Here is a 14,885-nt window from a genome sequence, read left to right as displayed (position 1 = left end):
GACAGCCATGATAAAACAGTGGGGGTCTGTGTATGGTCGTATTCAAAAAGTAATGGAGGTTCATGCTTTAACCCTGAAATTGGCTCTGATGTTGTTTTTTACCATTATTAATTTCGACATCATGCGGAATCTGAAAGAGTCACTACTGGTTACCCGGGTTGGGGCTGAGGCGATTCCTTTTGTTAAGTTCTGGGTTGTTGTTCCTTGTGCTTTCTTATTTCTATTGGGGTATAGCTGGCTGGCGAATCATTTGTGTCGTACCCGGCTTTTTATTATTTCAATAACGCCTTTTCTGCTTTGGATGCTGTTTTTTTCCTGGGGAATTTATCCTGCTATTGATCAGCTGACCCCGGTGAGTTTTTGTGACTGGCTTGCAAGGTTGTTACCCGAACAACTGCATATTGTTGTTGAGCTGGTTTATCACTGGCCACTGGTCTTATTTTTTGCACTGGCAGAATTATGGGGGTCCGGTGTTATTGCTTTGTTGTTCTGGACGACGGTTAATGATTTACACAGCTCAACCAGCGCATTGAAATCCTATCCCTTGATTGCAATGCTGGGGAATTCAGCATCAATTATTGCCGGGCCACTGGTTATTGTGTGTATATCCTCTAACCGGGAAATGGGAGCAGCAATTGGCTGGCAGAGGAGTATGGATCAGCTGACTTTTATTTTTCTGTTGAATGGGTTACTCATTCTGCTGTTGTATCTTAGCTGTACAAAACGCTGGCGACAGGTAGATAAAGTAAAGGGGGCAAAGAGAGTAAAAAGAGGGAAGGGAAAAATAAATCAACCTGCCCATGTTACCAACTTGCCCTTGTTTGAAAGTATCCGGTTTCTGATGCAGTCATCCAGTCTTGGTTTTATTGCTCTGATCATGCTGTTTTACTGTATTTGCATCAATATGGTCGAAGTGGCGTGGAAAAGTCAGGTTGTTCAGTTTTATAGCACCGAACTGGAGTATGCCGGTTTTATGGGACAACTGACTTTTCTGAATGGTTTGGGTTGCCTGCTCTGTGGTTTTGTACTGCAGCGATTGTTAAGAAAAGGCTGGAAACGTGCGGCTTTGGCAACTCCGCTCCTGATGGCTATCACGGCAATTCCTTTCTTTATTGCAGTCATTTACAACCGCCACTTGCATCAGACTACAGGGTTTTTGTCTTATGAGCTGTTATCCATGGCGGTTTATCTTGGTCTGGCAAATAATGTTCTAAGCAAGTCAGCAAAATACACCCTGTTTGATGCCACCAAGGAAATGGTTTTTGTGCCATTAACCAGTGAAGAAAAATATAAAGGCAAAGCGGCTATTGAACTACTGGTAAGCCGGCTGGGTAAGTCAGGTAGCGCCTTTATGCAACAGGGATTGATTGTTGCTATGGGTTCACTCTCGCTGGCAATGTTCTGGCTGGGAGGCATATTTCTGGTTGCAGCACTGCTCTGGCTGGGGGCTGTTGGCTGTCTGTCGCAGCAGCTTGATAGCTCGACGACAGGCAGCCATTAACAGGTGGGGTTTTACAAGCCGGAAACCAGCCTTACGTACTGATTTGCTCGTGTTTCATCGGTTTCAAATGCTCCGGTCGCTTTTACCATTCGGGAAAGGTTTTTAAACCGATACCCCTCTCCTTGCAGTGGCGCTTCGACGCTTTGTCCCAGCTTGGACAGTGATAGCCACTGATTATCCGGGCTAAGTTCGCGACAGGCCTCGGTCAGATTTTTGATAAGAGACATGGGAAGCTGGTTAGGTGATTCCCGGTGACCTTTCTGGCTGGCAGGCCGGATATTAGTAAAAGTATCACAGGCTTCCGGTAGCGCTTCCGGTGTGCGGCCCAGCTCTCCATAGCCATGAACATAGCCGCCAGACTGGCGAATGAGCAGAATGGGCGTGGCAAAATCACTGTCGTGAGTGACTATTACAAAATGTTGTACCTTGCCGCTATGTAGTAGTTTGAAGGCGTCGTACATCATGAGGAAGTCGCTACTGCTGTTTCCTGACCCCTGACTGAACTGGTGAATGGTACGTAGTCCGTGCCGGCGTGCAGGGGCTTCCCAGGATCGGGTATGCGGCCGGGAAAAATCGGCATAGGCACGAATGATAGGACGTTGTCCTGTAAGCAGAGTCTTCTTTACTACCGTATCTACATGACGGGGTGAAATATTCTCGGCATCAAACAGAATAGCAATACGGCCCTGGCTGTCGGGCTTCTGTATGGTGTTGTTATTATCCATCAGCCTTTAACCACAAAATAGCTCCATCGTTGTTCTAGCATGCCACTTTAGCCTTGGACACGCTACCAACCGAGCTTCTTGCTGACTAAATAGCGCCCCTTATTCTTAAATCATCTTACAAAATGAAAATTAATTACTTTGTGCTCTTCGTATTGACGTTTATAGTCTTGAGCTTCATGCAGCCAGAATAACGAGAGCAGAGATGGCACGGATTTTTGACGACAATGCACAGGCAATTGGTAATACCCCGTTAGTAAAACTGAATCGCCTCGCCTCCGGTCACAATATTTTTGCCAAGATTGAATCCCGTAACCCGGCCAACAGTGTGAAATGCCGCATTGGTGCCAGTATGATCTGGGACGCGGAAAAATCAGGCAAACTCAAACCGGGTATGGAGCTGATTGAACCTACCAGTGGCAACACCGGTATTGCGCTGGCATTTGTTGCTTCTTCCCGTGGTATTCCGCTGACACTGACCATGCCTTCATCCATGAGCATTGAGCGGCGCAAAGTGATGAAGGCTCTGGGGGCCAATATTGTGCTTACCGAGCCTGCCAAAGGTATGCCCGGTGCTATTGCCAAGGCAAAAGAACTGGCAGAAACCAACCCGGATAAATATCTGCTGCTGCAACAGTTTGAAAATCCGGCCAACCCGAGAATTCACGAAGAAACTACCGGCCCGGAAATCTGGCATGATCTGGATGGTGAAATTGATGTCTTTGTCGCGGGTGTTGGCACCGGTGGCACAATTTCCGGTGTATCCCGTTATATCAAAGAGATTCAGGGCAAAGCGATTACTTCCGTTGCGGTTGAGCCGGTTGATTCCCCTATTATCAGCCAGACTCTGGCAGGTGAAGAGCCCAAGCCTGCCCCGCATAAGATTCAGGGTATTGGCGCCGGCTTTATTCCGGGCAACCTGGATCTGACACTGGTTGATCAGGTTGAGCCAATTTCCAATGAAGAAGCGATGGAAACTGCGCATCGATTGATGAAGGAAGAAGGCATTCTTGCCGGTATTTCCAGTGGTGCTGCCGTAGCTGCTGCTCTGAGAGTGGCTGAGCAGGTAAAGCATAAGGGCAAGAATATTGTGGTGCTGCTGCCGGACTCCGGTGAGCGTTATCTGTCTACAGCCCTGTTTGATGGCATGTTCAGTGAGAATGAAACAGTTCAGTAATACTATTTATTGGGCAAGTGTTTAATGATAGATTGGCGGCACCTTTAAACTTAAGGTATGCCGCTAATCTTGGGTTACTTGAATAAATAGAACCGATCCAACCTGAGAAGCCAGCATACTCTTTCATTCGAATAATACGGTTAGTTGAGTATGTTTATTCGTCGGCTTTTGGCATTTTCAATTGATGTCCTCCCCATCACCTTATTTTGTGCAGCGTTTTTCTGGTTTTTCCAGGGCTTTGATGTCGTATACAGCCAGTTTGTTAACTTTCCGAATGATTATGAAGCGAAAAAATCATTCTACGAACAAAGAAATATAATCAGAGATTTATCGACAATTTTATGTATTGTCTATTTCGTTATTTTTGAAGGTTCAAACATAAAAAACTCGATTGGGAAAGCTTTGCTGGGAGTCAGAGTTGTTCACACTGATGGTGAACCCTTAACATTTCGCACCTCGGCAAAACGAAATGTGGTTAAATTTGTGGCACTGCTTCCCGCCGGTCTAGGGTTTTTGTACCCGCTTTTTAACAAAGAACGGCTGTTCTATCATGATAAAGTTGCAGGTACACGTGTAAGGCGTATCGCTCAAGGTGAGAGCAGCTAGACATCTTTTAACTCAGGAGAAGGAATGGTCGTTATAATAGCGGTTCATTCCATGTTCCTGAACGATGTATGTCCAGTTCCAGATACAGATCAACCCAAAAAAAGACAAAATCAGCTGAGGGCCGATTACACCCTCGTAGCAGGCATCACAAACCTTATGATTTTGAGCTTTTGGTGGTTTGCTGCCCTGATTTGAAGCGGTATCTAAAAAAAAATCCAGCTGGACAGATTACTATTGATTTTGCCAACCCGACTGCAGTCAGGCTGCTTAATAAAGCCCTGCTGGCAGACAGTTATGGCATCAAGTTCTGGGATATTCCCGAGCACTTCCTGTGTCCACCCATACCAGGACGGGCTGACAGTATTCATACTATTGCAGATCTATTGGCTGGCAGTAATGGTGGCAGGATTCCCAAAGGCAAAAGTATCTGTGGACTGGATATTGGCTGTGGTGCCAGCCTAATTTATCCATTGCTGGGAAATGCGCTTTATGGCTGGCGGTTTGCTGCATCAGATATTGACCGGAAGTCTCTGGGAATCGCTGAACAAATCATTCAGGCAAACAAGCTGAGCCGTTCAATTCATTGTCGGTTCCAGCCTGATTCAAAGCATATCTTTACCGGGATTGTAACGCCGGATGATCGGTTTGATTTTACTGTTTGCAACCCGCCGTTTCATCGTTCTGCTGAAGAAGCACTGGCGGGTAGCCAGCGTAAAAGTCGTAATCTGCAACGTAGTCGTCAGAGCGGAAAGAACAAGCCGACAACATCTTCCCGGACTCCGGTGCTTAATTTCGGTGGCCGCAGTAATGAACTCTGGTGTGAAGGTGGAGAAGCTGCTTTTGTACGCAAGATGATTGAGCAAAGCGTACCGTTTGCAAAACAGTGTCTGTGGTTTACCAGTCTTGTGGCCAAAAAAGAAAACCTGCCTGCTATCTACAAAGCCCTGAAGAAAGCAAAAGCTGTTCAGGTTGAAACGCTTTCCATGGGACAGGGACAGAAAACCAGTCGAATGGTGTGCTGGACATTCCATAATACCGAAGAACAACAGCAGTGGTTCAATTAATGGCAGAGGTAAAACTGAGTGCGCGGTTGCAGCTGATTAATCAGATGGTAACTCGCCACTATGATCATATCTGGGACTGCTGCTGTGATCATGGCTTACTGGGTACCGCGCTGCTACAGCGTCGGGCTGGGCATGTTATTCATTTTGTGGATATCGTGGAGTCATTGATGGCTGAGGTCGAACACAAGCTTACTCAAAGATTCCCCCCACCGGACCATAACTGGCAGGTGCATTGCCTTGATGTTGCTTGCTTGCCTCTGGCGGCAAAAGAGCAGTCTCAATTGGTGATTATCGCCGGGATAGGTGGTGACCTGATGGTTGAACTTGTTCAGAAGATTGTTGCAGCCTACCCGGAGCATAATTTGGAGTTTCTTCTTTGCCCGGTATATCACACCTATAAAGTCAGAGTATCGCTGCAAGCCCTGGGGCTTGGGTTGGTTGATGAACGGCTTCTGCAGGATAATCAGCAGTACTATGAAATGATTCATGTATCCCGGTACAGCTCCGAACCTGTTTCTGTCACCGGTACACATATGTGGCAGCTGGACCGCCCTGAGCATCAGTCGTATCTGCAGCGAACACTGAAACACTATCAAAGAATACAACAGGGTGGTCGCAGGGATGTCTCGAATATTATTACTGCCTATCAGACTCTGTTATCTGCCTGAATGTAATGAGCGGTTTGATAAGTAAAACGGGCGCATATTGACAGAAACAGTCAGCCCTTTCGCTGTGATAAGTTGATAGCCTTGTTGTCGGGGCCAGCATAACTCTATCCAGCGAGGGGATAAAGTGCGGACTATTTTGACAGCCTTGATATTCTGGGGAGCCTCACTGGCTCATGCGAGCAGTGAGCAGGTTAGGGCAGAAGCCTGGTTACAGTTGATTGATAATGGTGCCTATCAGGAAAGCTGGGAACAGTCGGCCCGTTATTTCCAGCAACAGATCGCCAGTGATGACTGGAATGCCATGATACGACAGGCACGGGCCTTGATGGGTCTGGTTGAAACCAGAACACTGGTGAGCTCGGAAAATCATACCCGTTTTCCCGGAGCGCCTGAGGGTGACTATCTGGTTTTTGTGTATAACACGGCTTTCCAAAACAAGGCTGATGCAGTTGAAACCGTCGCCTTTGTCAAAAATGACGGCGACTGGAAGGCTGTTGGTTACTACATCAGGTAGTTATTATCAGACACTGTAATCTTAAATGACCTCGATACGATAACCATCGGGGTCATGAAGGATCTGTGCTTTTTCTGATTTGAGTGTCAGGCCTTTGAAGCCGGTTTCGGCTCCGACACAGTACTGAAAATCAGGTTCATCATTGAATTTGAAAATGTGCTGAAGCTCAATCATCGTCGCATTCTTTTGCCACAGAGGTTCCCTGATCGCCAGACTTTCAACATCCGCGACTTCCTCCGCAGAATAGCCCAGAAAATAAAGATCAAACCCACGCTGGGAAACAGCCATCTTTGATAATAACTTCAGCCCCGGAATCTGGTTATAAAATGCCAGACTCGAATCAATGTTTTTGGCGCGGTACGTCACGAGTGACAGGACTGGAAGGTTACCCAAAACATAATCTGTATTTTCAGGCTCTGTCGTATGGTTGTGCTGGAATTTGTGCTGAATTAACTCCAGGCAGTAACCATTGGGGTCATAAAAGTGGCACAGGTAAGCGACGTCAGGTACCTGGAATGCATCTGTGACTTCAACGCCCTGATCAAGCAACTTCTGTCTGGCGATATCAACATCTTTAATGCTGATGGCAATTTTCCAGTACCCTTCCAGACTATTTCTGTCCTTTGGAAAGCAGGCAATATTGGCCGGGTCACAGATCAACTCGAGTATGGCTTCTTCTCTTTCTGGTGAAGGGTCAAAACTGAATTGCAAATATTGAACACCGTCAACAGTGCTGGATTCCAGCAATGTCATACCGAGCTGGTTCTGGTAAAACGCCAGACTCTGTTCGGCATTGGCAATATACAAAGATACTTTATGCAAAGAGTGCTTGGATGACATGAACTGGTGCTTTTTCAGGGTGAATAAAGAGTTTATATGTCCCCTGCATCGTATCAAATTCTCATGAAAAGAGGGCATGAAAATAGTGACAGGCAAACAGCTGTAGACAGGTTACAATCTTCATCCACATACACCTGAACGAGCTGTAACCATGGCAGGTATGTCTGCAATTAATAACACTGAATCTCTTTATGGAAAACTGAGAGCGGCTTGTGCTGAAGATTGGCACGCCTACTGTCACCATCCCTTTGTGCAGGGTATTGCTGATGGTACTTTGCCTCAGGAATCATTTCGTCATTACCTGCAGCAGGACTATCTGTTCCTGATTCATTTTGCCAGAGCCTATGCGCTGGCTGCCTATAAGGCGGATGATCTTGATGATATTCGTGCAGCTTCAGAAGGTGCTTCGCTGACTTTGTCCGAGATGCAGCTGCATCTGGATTACTGTGCCCAGTGGGGCATGAGTGAGGCTGATATTGTTAACCAGCCGGAAGCCAGAGCGACCATGGCTTATACCCGTTATGTGCTGGAGCGCGGTATGGCCGGTGATATTCTGGATCTGTATGTTGCTCTGTCACCCTGCGCTGTTGGCTATGCCGAAATCGGTTCTCGGTTGCTCAACGACCCGGCAACAAAGCGGGAAGGTAACCCCTACTGGGAATGGATTCAGACTTATGGGGGGGAAGAGTTTATTGCCGGTGCTGTAAAGCAGGTTGAGATGATCGACCGGCTGGCTGAGAGTCGTTTTAATGAAAAACGAATGGAAGCCCTCACTCAAACTTTCCGGGAAGCAACCCGGCTTGAAGTCGGCTTCTGGGATATGGGTCGGGATTGCAGTTTCTGATTGCTAACTGTTTAAAGACGTTTATTACAACGGAATAAACGTCATGCTCACAATACTGTGAGCCACTTTGTTGATCGCCCGCTGGGTTTTATCGGCCATTATGCGGGCCATCATATCCTGATGAGCAATTAACTTGCCGAACAACCTTTCAAAGCTCAGATTGATCTCTGCCCCGGTCGCATTGGTATAAATTAACAGTTCACCGTTTTCATCCCGAGCTTGTTTCAGTCGCCACATCAGAATCTCAATATTACGCGCGCATATATAGAGTTTCTGCTGGTCAAGATCATCCAGCACGAACAACTCGTCCCGGTAGCCATAAGAATGACGCAGGATATCTATCAGCCCGGCCATCAGGGCGAAAACCCTGTCACCTTTAAAGTCCGGTGACAGCGCCAGATCCATTGCTTCTATGCCCTGTTTCATATTGAGCTCAGTAAACTTCAGTGGGCCATTGTGTTTGAGTTCATTAAGGCGGCTATAGATAGTAGCGCCTGGCTTTTTATTAAGTTCCCGCGGGTTACGCTTGTAGAGTTTTTCTGTCAGTTCAATAACCAGACTGCGAGTCACCTCAATATGCAGATCGGCGACCATATCGATATCGGATTTGGCGATATCTTTCAGTTCCAGTGATGTCGGAGTACTGCATCCCGCTGCAACAAGAGCAAAACCCAGCAGGAAATAGCGAAAACTGAGATGAAATAAAAAAGGTAGCCGCACTGTCAAAGTTCTGTATCCTTGGATCACTGGAATTTTCCTGTTGATCTCTTGTTATTGCTTTCAGGACAGAGGTCATATTCTGTACAGCAGAATAGCCTTCGACGATAGTGCATAAGCCGGTTGCTTTTCAATAGAGCATGACGGGCTTACGGAATAAAAAACAGACCGCTGCCAACAACAAAAAACAGAGAGCGGTCCGGGCTAAACTGGAGTAAAAAAGCATGCTGAGTCTTGATAACACCGCTCTGGTCATTGTTGATGTTCAGGGAAAGCTGGCAACCCTGATGCATCAGCAGCAAGAGTTGTTCAAAAATCTGGCGGTTATGACCGCGGGTGCCAAAGAGTTGTCGCTGCCGGTGATCTGGATGGAACAATTACCGGAAAAGCTGGGGCCGACCATTACTGAAATCTCGGAAGTACTGGCAGATCAAAAGCCACTGAGAAAATCATCATTCAGCTGTTATGGCGAACCTTCCTTTGTGGCCGAGCTGGAAAAACTGGGTGTAAAGCAGCTACTGGTGGTGGGTATTGAAGCCCATATCTGTGTTTATCAAACGGCGATGGATCTTCACAATGCAGGTTATGAGGTAGAAGTTGTTGCGGATGCTGTGGGCACCCGCAAGGAAGAGAACAAGCAGATTGCACTGGATAAACTCTCTCAGGCAGGTGTAAAACTGACCACGACCGAGATGGCGCTGTTTGAACTGATGAAAACAGCCAATGTGCCTCAGTTCAGGGCCATTGCAAAACTGGTTAAATAAATTTCCAGACCTGTTCCGGCAATGGCTGCTTTCCTGCTTAAGACTGTTTGTTGCATAACTGCAAAACAGTCTTCCAGAGCTCTGCTATTGGTGCCAAAGGGCGCTCTTTATACTGCGGGTTATGACGTTCGTTCGGCATAGCCCCTGACAAGACACCTGAAGATTATTCAGTCTGTACCCATCGAGATTATGCCGACCCGGTTTACACAGGAAGGCATGCAGTATGGCGTTCAACCAACTGGAATATCAGCGGCGTATCAAGCAGGATAATCCCTCTTTTCGCGAAGGTGGCAGCTCACTTGGAGCAATCAATAAACTGGTTGCCCGCAATGCACCTGCTTCCGAGGTAAAACAGGCATTAAGCGAAATGCCTCCGCACAAGATTCAGCAATATCAACACAGTATTCGTTATCTGATCGATTTTTATCCCGGCTGGATTGATGTTGCCGAAATGCTGGCAGAAGACCACCGTGTTATGAAAGATGGCCAGCCTGTTACTTTTCAGCTTTCAGTCGGAGATGAACATCGGGCACATGGTGATCTGCTCTATGGCGTTCACCCTTCCCGCACGCTGGATGTCTACAAAATGGTCAATGCCGGCAAATTGTCGATTTGTGACAATTATAATAACGCCGCAGAAATTGGTACCGGGCTGGCATTTGGTCGTACCTGGGATGGCAATGGCCTGCTGGATACCAGACCGGAAGATGTTGCCCGTATGGTAACGAGCAAAGCGGCAAACTCTGATGCTCCCTGTGCTACCCATGATCTCCAGCCAGGACGGTTTGCCAGTTATGCCAGAGGATTGATGAACTCCCGTTACAGTCCGGCTGATACACTCGAGCTGCCGGACAGCCGGGTTCAGAAAGATACCCACCACACACTGGATGAAATCCGTAAAGTAAATTCCAGAGCAGCAAAGAAAGAGATCAAACTGCATCATATGGCGCATGCCCATTTCTTTAAAGCTGTGCGCCGGGCCTGCAAGGGTGGGATAGCCATGGCTGCATCTGCACCTGAATTTACCGCCACAGGAGCCCGGGTTCACTTTCTGCTGGATGGCCTGGGTGACCTAGGCAAGATTGCACGCAAGGAAATCTTCAATAAATGCACACCTATTACCAGCTCGGAACTGGCATTTTGCTTTCGCTACTGGGATCGGCTGCAGCATGTAGTACGCTTTTATCTCAATGGTATTGAGGTCAAAGCTCCATGGGAGGCTGAATGGACTGCTAACGATGCCAACAACAAGCCCGTCAGCTCAAATAAAGAGGCCTGGTTACGTTATGGTTGGTACCGCAAGTTAACAGCACGTAACGGGAAGAGTTTTCCCTCTGGCTGGGCCGTGCAGCCGGTAAGCTGATAAATCCTGCAGTTTCGTTTTTGGGTATTTGGTATAAGCTGAGACCAGTGTGCATTCTTTGGCTTTATCCCTTGGGCCGTGGCCCATGTAAGGAGTGAGCATTGAAACGAAGACTATTGCCTCTGTCATCGCTTCTGGTTTGGCTCAGTTTTGCCTGCCCTCTATGGGCAGGACCGGTGAATGTAACTTCGCTGCAGCAACCGATACTGGGAACACCCTCGGGGCGGTATATGTTTGGTCAAATCTCTGATTCCAGGTCGGATCAGTTTATGCTCGATATCGAAACGGGCCGGCTCTGGGTTATTGAGTTTGATGCGAAAGGGAATCGACGATTAAAACCGGTACCTTTTGTTCAGCTGTATGGTGAAGAGGCCAATGTGCCGGAGCCGCTGGACAGGGAGAATCAATATCGGGACGAGCTTCGAAACAAGACGCTGAAAGAAACGAAATCAAGGTGAGAAATAATCAAGAGGCGCTGAAATAGCGCCTCTTTTCTTTGCTCTGCGGGTGTTAGCTGGTCAGCATTTGATACAGCTGATCTTTAAGGTGCAGTCGCTGCTTTTTAACGGTTTCAAGATGCTGGTCCGAGCAATGCTCGATTTCCTGCTCGAATCGCACTACCTGCTTGTTTACTTCATGGTATTCGTCAAACAGACGGGCAAAGTGACGATCGCTGATTTTCAGCTGGTGGATCTTTTCCTTGTGCTCGGGAAATTCATGTAACAGGTCGTGTTTTTCTAGCAGCATTGGCATTCCTTTATGCGCTTAGGTTATTGGGATTAAAGCCTTCCTTAACCTCTGTTATACGCTCAAATATTTATTGCTGCATGATGTGCATCATGGAATTGAGTGGTTATTTCTCACCCTGCAAAGAGGACTGACAGCAGGAAAGATAAGTTAAACGGACTAAAATTAAGTGGGCAGCTCTTAACGAAAACCAAGGCTCAATATGAAGAAGTATGTGCCTGATCTTATCCTCTTTATAGCGCTGCTTTTCTGGGCTGGTTTTCCTGCTCTGGCAGTGACGCATCCTTCGGATTTAGAAGAAGAGCTGCAGTTAATTGACCAGCTTGAAATTGCCATTGATCACTACGCGAAAACAGATGAACTTTATGATATTGGTGGTTATCACTTTGATGATATTAATGAACTATTTCTCTACTGGATCGAGCGAATAACTCTACAGTCTGAGCAAGTCAGAATCAGTCATGCTAGCAGTTGTGCTGCAATGCTTGTTAATAATGGTTTGCACGAGGAGGTACAGAGTAATCAATTAGTAGTACTGGTTGATCAGCTGCCACCGGTTGAGTTTGATGTTGAGAGTTTTATCCAGTTGGCGGGTTTGATCAATTTATGTACTACCCATATTCTTCATACAGGTGTTGTTAAACAAAAAATTTTTCAGTGGTTGACGCTATGGCCAGCACATCAATGGTTGAGTTACTCACCTGAAAAGCTGCTATTTATGCTGATGAATACATGCCAGTCAGACCATGAAGGTGATGCTCAGGACTGGTCTGAATGGTTGGATACTGTGTTGGCTTCTCTTATTCTTGACCAACAGCGTACAGCGATAAAACATTTAATTTTGGCTTTTTCTGCAACAAACCCTGCTAGCTATCTGGCGAACCTTCAGATAGTAGTTCAGACAGAGTATGAGTGCTCAAATTATTTTCTAACACTGGTTGATGATGGAGAACCTTTCAAGCTTAAAGGTGAACAAAAACAATTAATGGATTTATTGAGACCGCGTTTGGCCGGTGGAGCATACTGAGAAAATTATTTTTCTAATCTTCTCCCTTTCATATGGGGGCGTAGTTTAATCGAGATTTCCTTAGAAACTGGCATCCTTGGTTGTGTTTCGATAACGTGCTGTCGGAATAAGCTCATGACCCGCCTGCAGAACTTTCTAAGGATCTTTCTGAAATGCCCGCCTACCTATTGACCTGGAACCCAAAGCACTATTCGACTGGTGGAGAAGGTTCAGCGACCGGCACGCTGGATTATCTCGCCGGAGATGAAGTGCGCTGGAGCTGTAACAGTCAGCAACCTCAAATAGGTGACAGGGTTTATCTGGTAAGACTGGGTGTAGGGCAACATCCAAAAGGAATAATAGCCAGTGGTACGGTAACGAAAGATAGCTATAAAGGCCCCCACTGGTCCGACGACAGTAAATTGCACAGCTATATCAAGTTTCGTATTGACGAGTTGCGACAGAGTTGTGAGCAGGGGTTGCTGTTTGCCTTGCTGTTGAAATCTGCGATGCCGGGACAACAGTGGAACCCGCAATCATCCGGTATTGAAGTACAGTCTCATTATCTGGCCAGACTCGAACAGTTATGGCTGAAAGGCCGTACCCGCCACAGTTTTTCATTGCTGTTGGAAGAAACCTTCAGTAATACGCCGAATCAAAGCTGGCTGGAAACCTATCGTGAGCGCTGCCTTCATGTGGCTGATATTCGGCAAAGAGGAGAGTTGGGCGATGATGACTTGAAACTGCTATGGCAGGAACGTTTTAACGGGGTAAGTAGTGAGAAAGGCAGCTACCTTCAAACGGATGCTTTTGAAGCTAACCTGTCATTTTTACGTCAGCTGACATCTGAAATTATAAATAACCCGATGCCGGATACATATGTCCGAAGTTGGCAGCAATGGACTGAAAACGGAACATTCAAAAAGACTAACTGGTCTGCTATCAAACGAGTATTTGCTGCAGCCGACCCGGAACATCTGACACTTCTTATTAATCATGGTCTTTATCTGAAGCCGTTCTGCCAGGAACTGAAAAAACAGTTTCAAATAGATGTGGCAATAGATGAGAACTGGTGTATTTCCAGTTACAACCTGCTTGAAGCGCTGCAGTCCTGTTTTCCTGTTGAGTGGGATTGCTATCAGCGAAATATTGCTATCTGGCGGGTATTCCAGCTGTTCAAGGGTAACTCCGGAGAAGGGCATGAAATGGCAGTCTCTTCTGAGTCCGGGGATGCTGATACTCAGGGAAGCGTTGAAACGGATCCGGGATGCGAGCAGGTACAGCTGCCAGCGATGGCAACACCCGCTACCAATACTATTTTTTATGGCCCTCCCGGCACAGGAAAAACCTGGTATACGGTTGAGGCCGCAGTGACCCATGCTGATCCGGACTTTGACTGGAATGATGACCGGCAGCGATTAAAAGCCCGTTACGATGAACTGGTAGCCGCCGGGCGTATCCGGTTTGTGACGTTTCACCAGAGCTTCAGTTATGAAGAGTTTGTGGAAGGTTTGCGAGCCAGAACTGATGAGGCGGGGCAAATCTGTTATGAAGTTGAAGCCGGTATCTTCAAACAAATTTGTGATGATGCAAAGTACGGCTTCGCCAAAAAAACATCTGGTCAAAATCAATATTTCAGCACCGGGTCATCCACAGGCCAGGGTGAAAACTATGTACTGGTCATTGATGAAATAAACAGAGGCAATATCTCCAAGGTATTTGGTGAGCTGATCACTCTGATCGAGCCTTCCAAGCGTTCCGGTCAGCCGGAAGCCCTGAGTGTCCGGTTGCCCTATTCAAAGGACACATTCAGTGTTCCTTCCAATCTGCATATTATCGGTACCATGAATACTGCCGACCGGTCGCTGGCGATGATGGATACAGCATTGCGTCGTCGTTTTGATTTCAAGGAAATGATGCCTGACACCCGTCTGCTGGAAGCAATCGATGTTTATGGACTCAACATTGGCCAGATGCTGGCAATGATGAATCGTCGGATCACCTTTCTTTACGACAGGGAGCATACACTGGGGCATGCTTTCTTTATGCCGCTGGTGGATATTTCTGATGAGGATGAGCGGTTTCAGGCGTTGCAGTCAGTTTTCAGAGATAAAGTGATTCCCCTGCTTGAAGAATACTTTTTTGAAGACTGGGACAAAATCAGATTAGTTCTGGCAGATAACCAGACAGCAGATACGGCAATGCAGTTTGTTGTAAAAGAGCAGGTATCAACTCAGGCTCTGTTTGGCCGTGAATACTCAGATAGTGGGCTGGATGAAGATAACAACAGCTATCGTATTAATCAGGCTGCTTTTGGCAATATTGAAACTTACCGGAAAATTGTTGCCTGAA

Annotated in this window: 16 protein-coding genes; 12 read left to right on the top strand and 4 right to left on the bottom strand. The window is 46.8% G+C overall.

From position 1 onward, the window contains the following. The first annotated feature begins 7 nt into the window (after window positions 1-7). A complete protein-coding gene (locus tag ACYZZ0_RS15265; RefSeq protein WP_461537506.1) occupies window positions 8-1,501 on the top strand; it encodes an Npt1/Npt2 family nucleotide transporter in 1,494 nt (497 codons plus the stop codon). Window positions 1,502-1,512: 11 nt separating this feature from the next. Here ACYZZ0_RS15265 and ACYZZ0_RS15260 read toward each other — a convergent pair whose 3' ends face one another. Then, the gene (locus tag ACYZZ0_RS15260) at window positions 1,513-2,226 is read right to left on the bottom strand and encodes an NYN domain-containing protein (RefSeq protein WP_461537505.1); all 714 of its coding nucleotides are present in this window, start codon (window positions 2,224-2,226) and stop codon (window positions 1,513-1,515) included. Between the two features lie 202 nt (window positions 2,227-2,428). Here ACYZZ0_RS15260 and cysK point away from each other — a divergent pair, with 202 nt between their 5' ends. From cysK to ACYZZ0_RS15235, 5 genes are all read left to right on the top strand, one after another. Continuing rightward, complete coding sequence (gene cysK / locus ACYZZ0_RS15255) at window positions 2,429-3,400, top strand: cysteine synthase A (protein ID WP_461537504.1); 972 nt, start codon at window positions 2,429-2,431, stop codon at window positions 3,398-3,400. 150 nt (window positions 3,401-3,550) lie between these two features. Next, the gene (locus tag ACYZZ0_RS15250; protein ID WP_461537503.1) at window positions 3,551-4,006 is read left to right on the top strand and encodes an RDD family protein; all 456 of its coding nucleotides are present in this window, start codon (window positions 3,551-3,553) and stop codon (window positions 4,004-4,006) included. 68 nt (window positions 4,007-4,074) lie between these two features. Next, on the top strand, window positions 4,075-5,070 hold the full coding sequence (rlmF, locus tag ACYZZ0_RS15245; RefSeq protein WP_461537502.1) for a 23S rRNA (adenine(1618)-N(6))-methyltransferase RlmF: 996 nt from the start codon (window positions 4,075-4,077) through the stop codon (window positions 5,068-5,070). Next, window positions 5,070-5,738: a tRNA (adenine(22)-N(1))-methyltransferase gene (locus ACYZZ0_RS15240; protein WP_461537501.1), complete on the top strand. Its 669-nt coding sequence runs from the start codon at window positions 5,070-5,072 to the stop codon at window positions 5,736-5,738. Before rlmF ends, ACYZZ0_RS15240 begins: the two co-directional genes overlap by 1 nt. A gap of 124 nt (window positions 5,739-5,862) precedes the next feature. Continuing rightward, window positions 5,863-6,252, top strand: a complete 390-nt coding sequence (locus ACYZZ0_RS15235) for a DUF4019 domain-containing protein (RefSeq protein WP_461537500.1) — start codon at window positions 5,863-5,865, stop codon at window positions 6,250-6,252. 21 nt (window positions 6,253-6,273) lie between these two features. Here the strand turns inward: ACYZZ0_RS15235 and ACYZZ0_RS15230 are convergent, their stop codons facing one another. Further along, window positions 6,274-7,092, bottom strand: a complete 819-nt coding sequence (locus tag ACYZZ0_RS15230) for a VOC family protein (RefSeq protein WP_461537499.1) — start codon at window positions 7,090-7,092, stop codon at window positions 6,274-6,276. Window positions 7,093-7,243: 151 nt separating this feature from the next. Between ACYZZ0_RS15230 and tenA the strand changes: the two genes are divergently transcribed. Further along, entirely contained in the window at window positions 7,244-7,936 is a 693-nt protein-coding gene (gene tenA, locus ACYZZ0_RS15225) for a thiaminase II (protein ID WP_461537498.1), read from the top strand. Window positions 7,937-7,960: 24 nt separating this feature from the next. Here the strand turns inward: tenA and ACYZZ0_RS15220 are convergent, their stop codons facing one another. Next, window positions 7,961-8,683 (bottom strand): hypothetical protein, encoded by a 723-nt coding sequence (locus tag ACYZZ0_RS15220; protein WP_461537497.1) that lies wholly within the window; start codon window positions 8,681-8,683, stop codon window positions 7,961-7,963. Between the two features lie 194 nt (window positions 8,684-8,877). Here ACYZZ0_RS15220 and ACYZZ0_RS15215 point away from each other — a divergent pair, with 194 nt between their 5' ends. The 3 genes from ACYZZ0_RS15215 to ACYZZ0_RS15205 all read left to right on the top strand — a co-directional run bounded on the left by ACYZZ0_RS15215 (window position 8,878) and on the right by ACYZZ0_RS15205 (window position 11,238). Beyond that, window positions 8,878-9,417 (top strand): hydrolase, encoded by a 540-nt coding sequence (locus tag ACYZZ0_RS15215; protein ID WP_461537496.1) that lies wholly within the window; start codon window positions 8,878-8,880, stop codon window positions 9,415-9,417. A 223-nt stretch (window positions 9,418-9,640) separates the two neighbouring features. Then, the gene (locus ACYZZ0_RS15210; RefSeq protein ID WP_461537495.1) at window positions 9,641-10,780 is read left to right on the top strand and encodes a hypothetical protein; all 1,140 of its coding nucleotides are present in this window, start codon (window positions 9,641-9,643) and stop codon (window positions 10,778-10,780) included. A gap of 101 nt (window positions 10,781-10,881) precedes the next feature. Beyond that, complete coding sequence (locus ACYZZ0_RS15205) at window positions 10,882-11,238, top strand: hypothetical protein (RefSeq protein ID WP_461537494.1); 357 nt, start codon at window positions 10,882-10,884, stop codon at window positions 11,236-11,238. A 52-nt stretch (window positions 11,239-11,290) separates the two neighbouring features. Here the strand turns inward: ACYZZ0_RS15205 and ACYZZ0_RS15200 are convergent, their stop codons facing one another. Then, entirely contained in the window at window positions 11,291-11,527 is a 237-nt protein-coding gene (locus ACYZZ0_RS15200) for a YdcH family protein (RefSeq protein ID WP_461537493.1), read from the bottom strand. A gap of 214 nt (window positions 11,528-11,741) precedes the next feature. Here ACYZZ0_RS15200 and ACYZZ0_RS15195 point away from each other — a divergent pair, with 214 nt between their 5' ends. Both ACYZZ0_RS15195 and ACYZZ0_RS15190 read left to right on the top strand, forming a co-directional pair. Beyond that, window positions 11,742-12,554, top strand: a complete 813-nt coding sequence (locus tag ACYZZ0_RS15195) for a hypothetical protein (RefSeq protein ID WP_461537492.1) — start codon at window positions 11,742-11,744, stop codon at window positions 12,552-12,554. Between the two features lie 152 nt (window positions 12,555-12,706). Next, complete coding sequence (locus ACYZZ0_RS15190) at window positions 12,707-14,884, top strand: McrB family protein (RefSeq protein WP_461537491.1); 2,178 nt, start codon at window positions 12,707-12,709, stop codon at window positions 14,882-14,884. Window position 14,885: the final 1 nt, after the last annotated feature.

Origin of the sequence: Spongorhabdus nitratireducens (assembly GCA_947387575.1) — a bacterium.
Classification (GTDB): domain Bacteria; phylum Pseudomonadota; class Gammaproteobacteria; order Pseudomonadales; family Endozoicomonadaceae; genus CANDOC01.
This window is presented reverse-complemented; position numbering and strand designations above follow the sequence as displayed.

What these genes read in the sequence shown, in the direction of transcription:
- ACYZZ0_RS15265 (WP_461537506.1), top strand. Translation starts at nt 8, where the DNA reads ATGATAAAACAGTGGGGGTCTGTGTATGGTCGTATTCAAAAAGTAATG.
- rlmF (WP_461537502.1), top strand. Translation starts at nt 4,075, where the DNA reads ATGTCCAGTTCCAGATACAGATCAACCCAAAAAAAGACAAAATCAGCT.
- ACYZZ0_RS15215 (WP_461537496.1), top strand. Translation starts at nt 8,878, where the DNA reads ATGCTGAGTCTTGATAACACCGCTCTGGTCATTGTTGATGTTCAGGGA.
- ACYZZ0_RS15210 (WP_461537495.1), top strand. Translation starts at nt 9,641, where the DNA reads ATGGCGTTCAACCAACTGGAATATCAGCGGCGTATCAAGCAGGATAAT.
- cysK (WP_461537504.1), top strand. Translation starts at nt 2,429, where the DNA reads ATGGCACGGATTTTTGACGACAATGCACAGGCAATTGGTAATACCCCG.
- ACYZZ0_RS15230 (WP_461537499.1), bottom strand. Translation starts at nt 7,092, where the DNA reads ATGTCATCCAAGCACTCTTTGCATAAAGTATCTTTGTATATTGCCAAT.
- tenA (WP_461537498.1), top strand. Translation starts at nt 7,244, where the DNA reads ATGGCAGGTATGTCTGCAATTAATAACACTGAATCTCTTTATGGAAAA.
- ACYZZ0_RS15250 (WP_461537503.1), top strand. Translation starts at nt 3,551, where the DNA reads ATGTTTATTCGTCGGCTTTTGGCATTTTCAATTGATGTCCTCCCCATC.
- ACYZZ0_RS15190 (WP_461537491.1), top strand. Translation starts at nt 12,707, where the DNA reads ATGCCCGCCTACCTATTGACCTGGAACCCAAAGCACTATTCGACTGGT.
- ACYZZ0_RS15200 (WP_461537493.1), bottom strand. Translation starts at nt 11,527, where the DNA reads ATGCTGCTAGAAAAACACGACCTGTTACATGAATTTCCCGAGCACAAG.
- ACYZZ0_RS15260 (WP_461537505.1), bottom strand. Translation starts at nt 2,226, where the DNA reads ATGGATAATAACAACACCATACAGAAGCCCGACAGCCAGGGCCGTATT.
- ACYZZ0_RS15240 (WP_461537501.1), top strand. Translation starts at nt 5,070, where the DNA reads ATGGCAGAGGTAAAACTGAGTGCGCGGTTGCAGCTGATTAATCAGATG.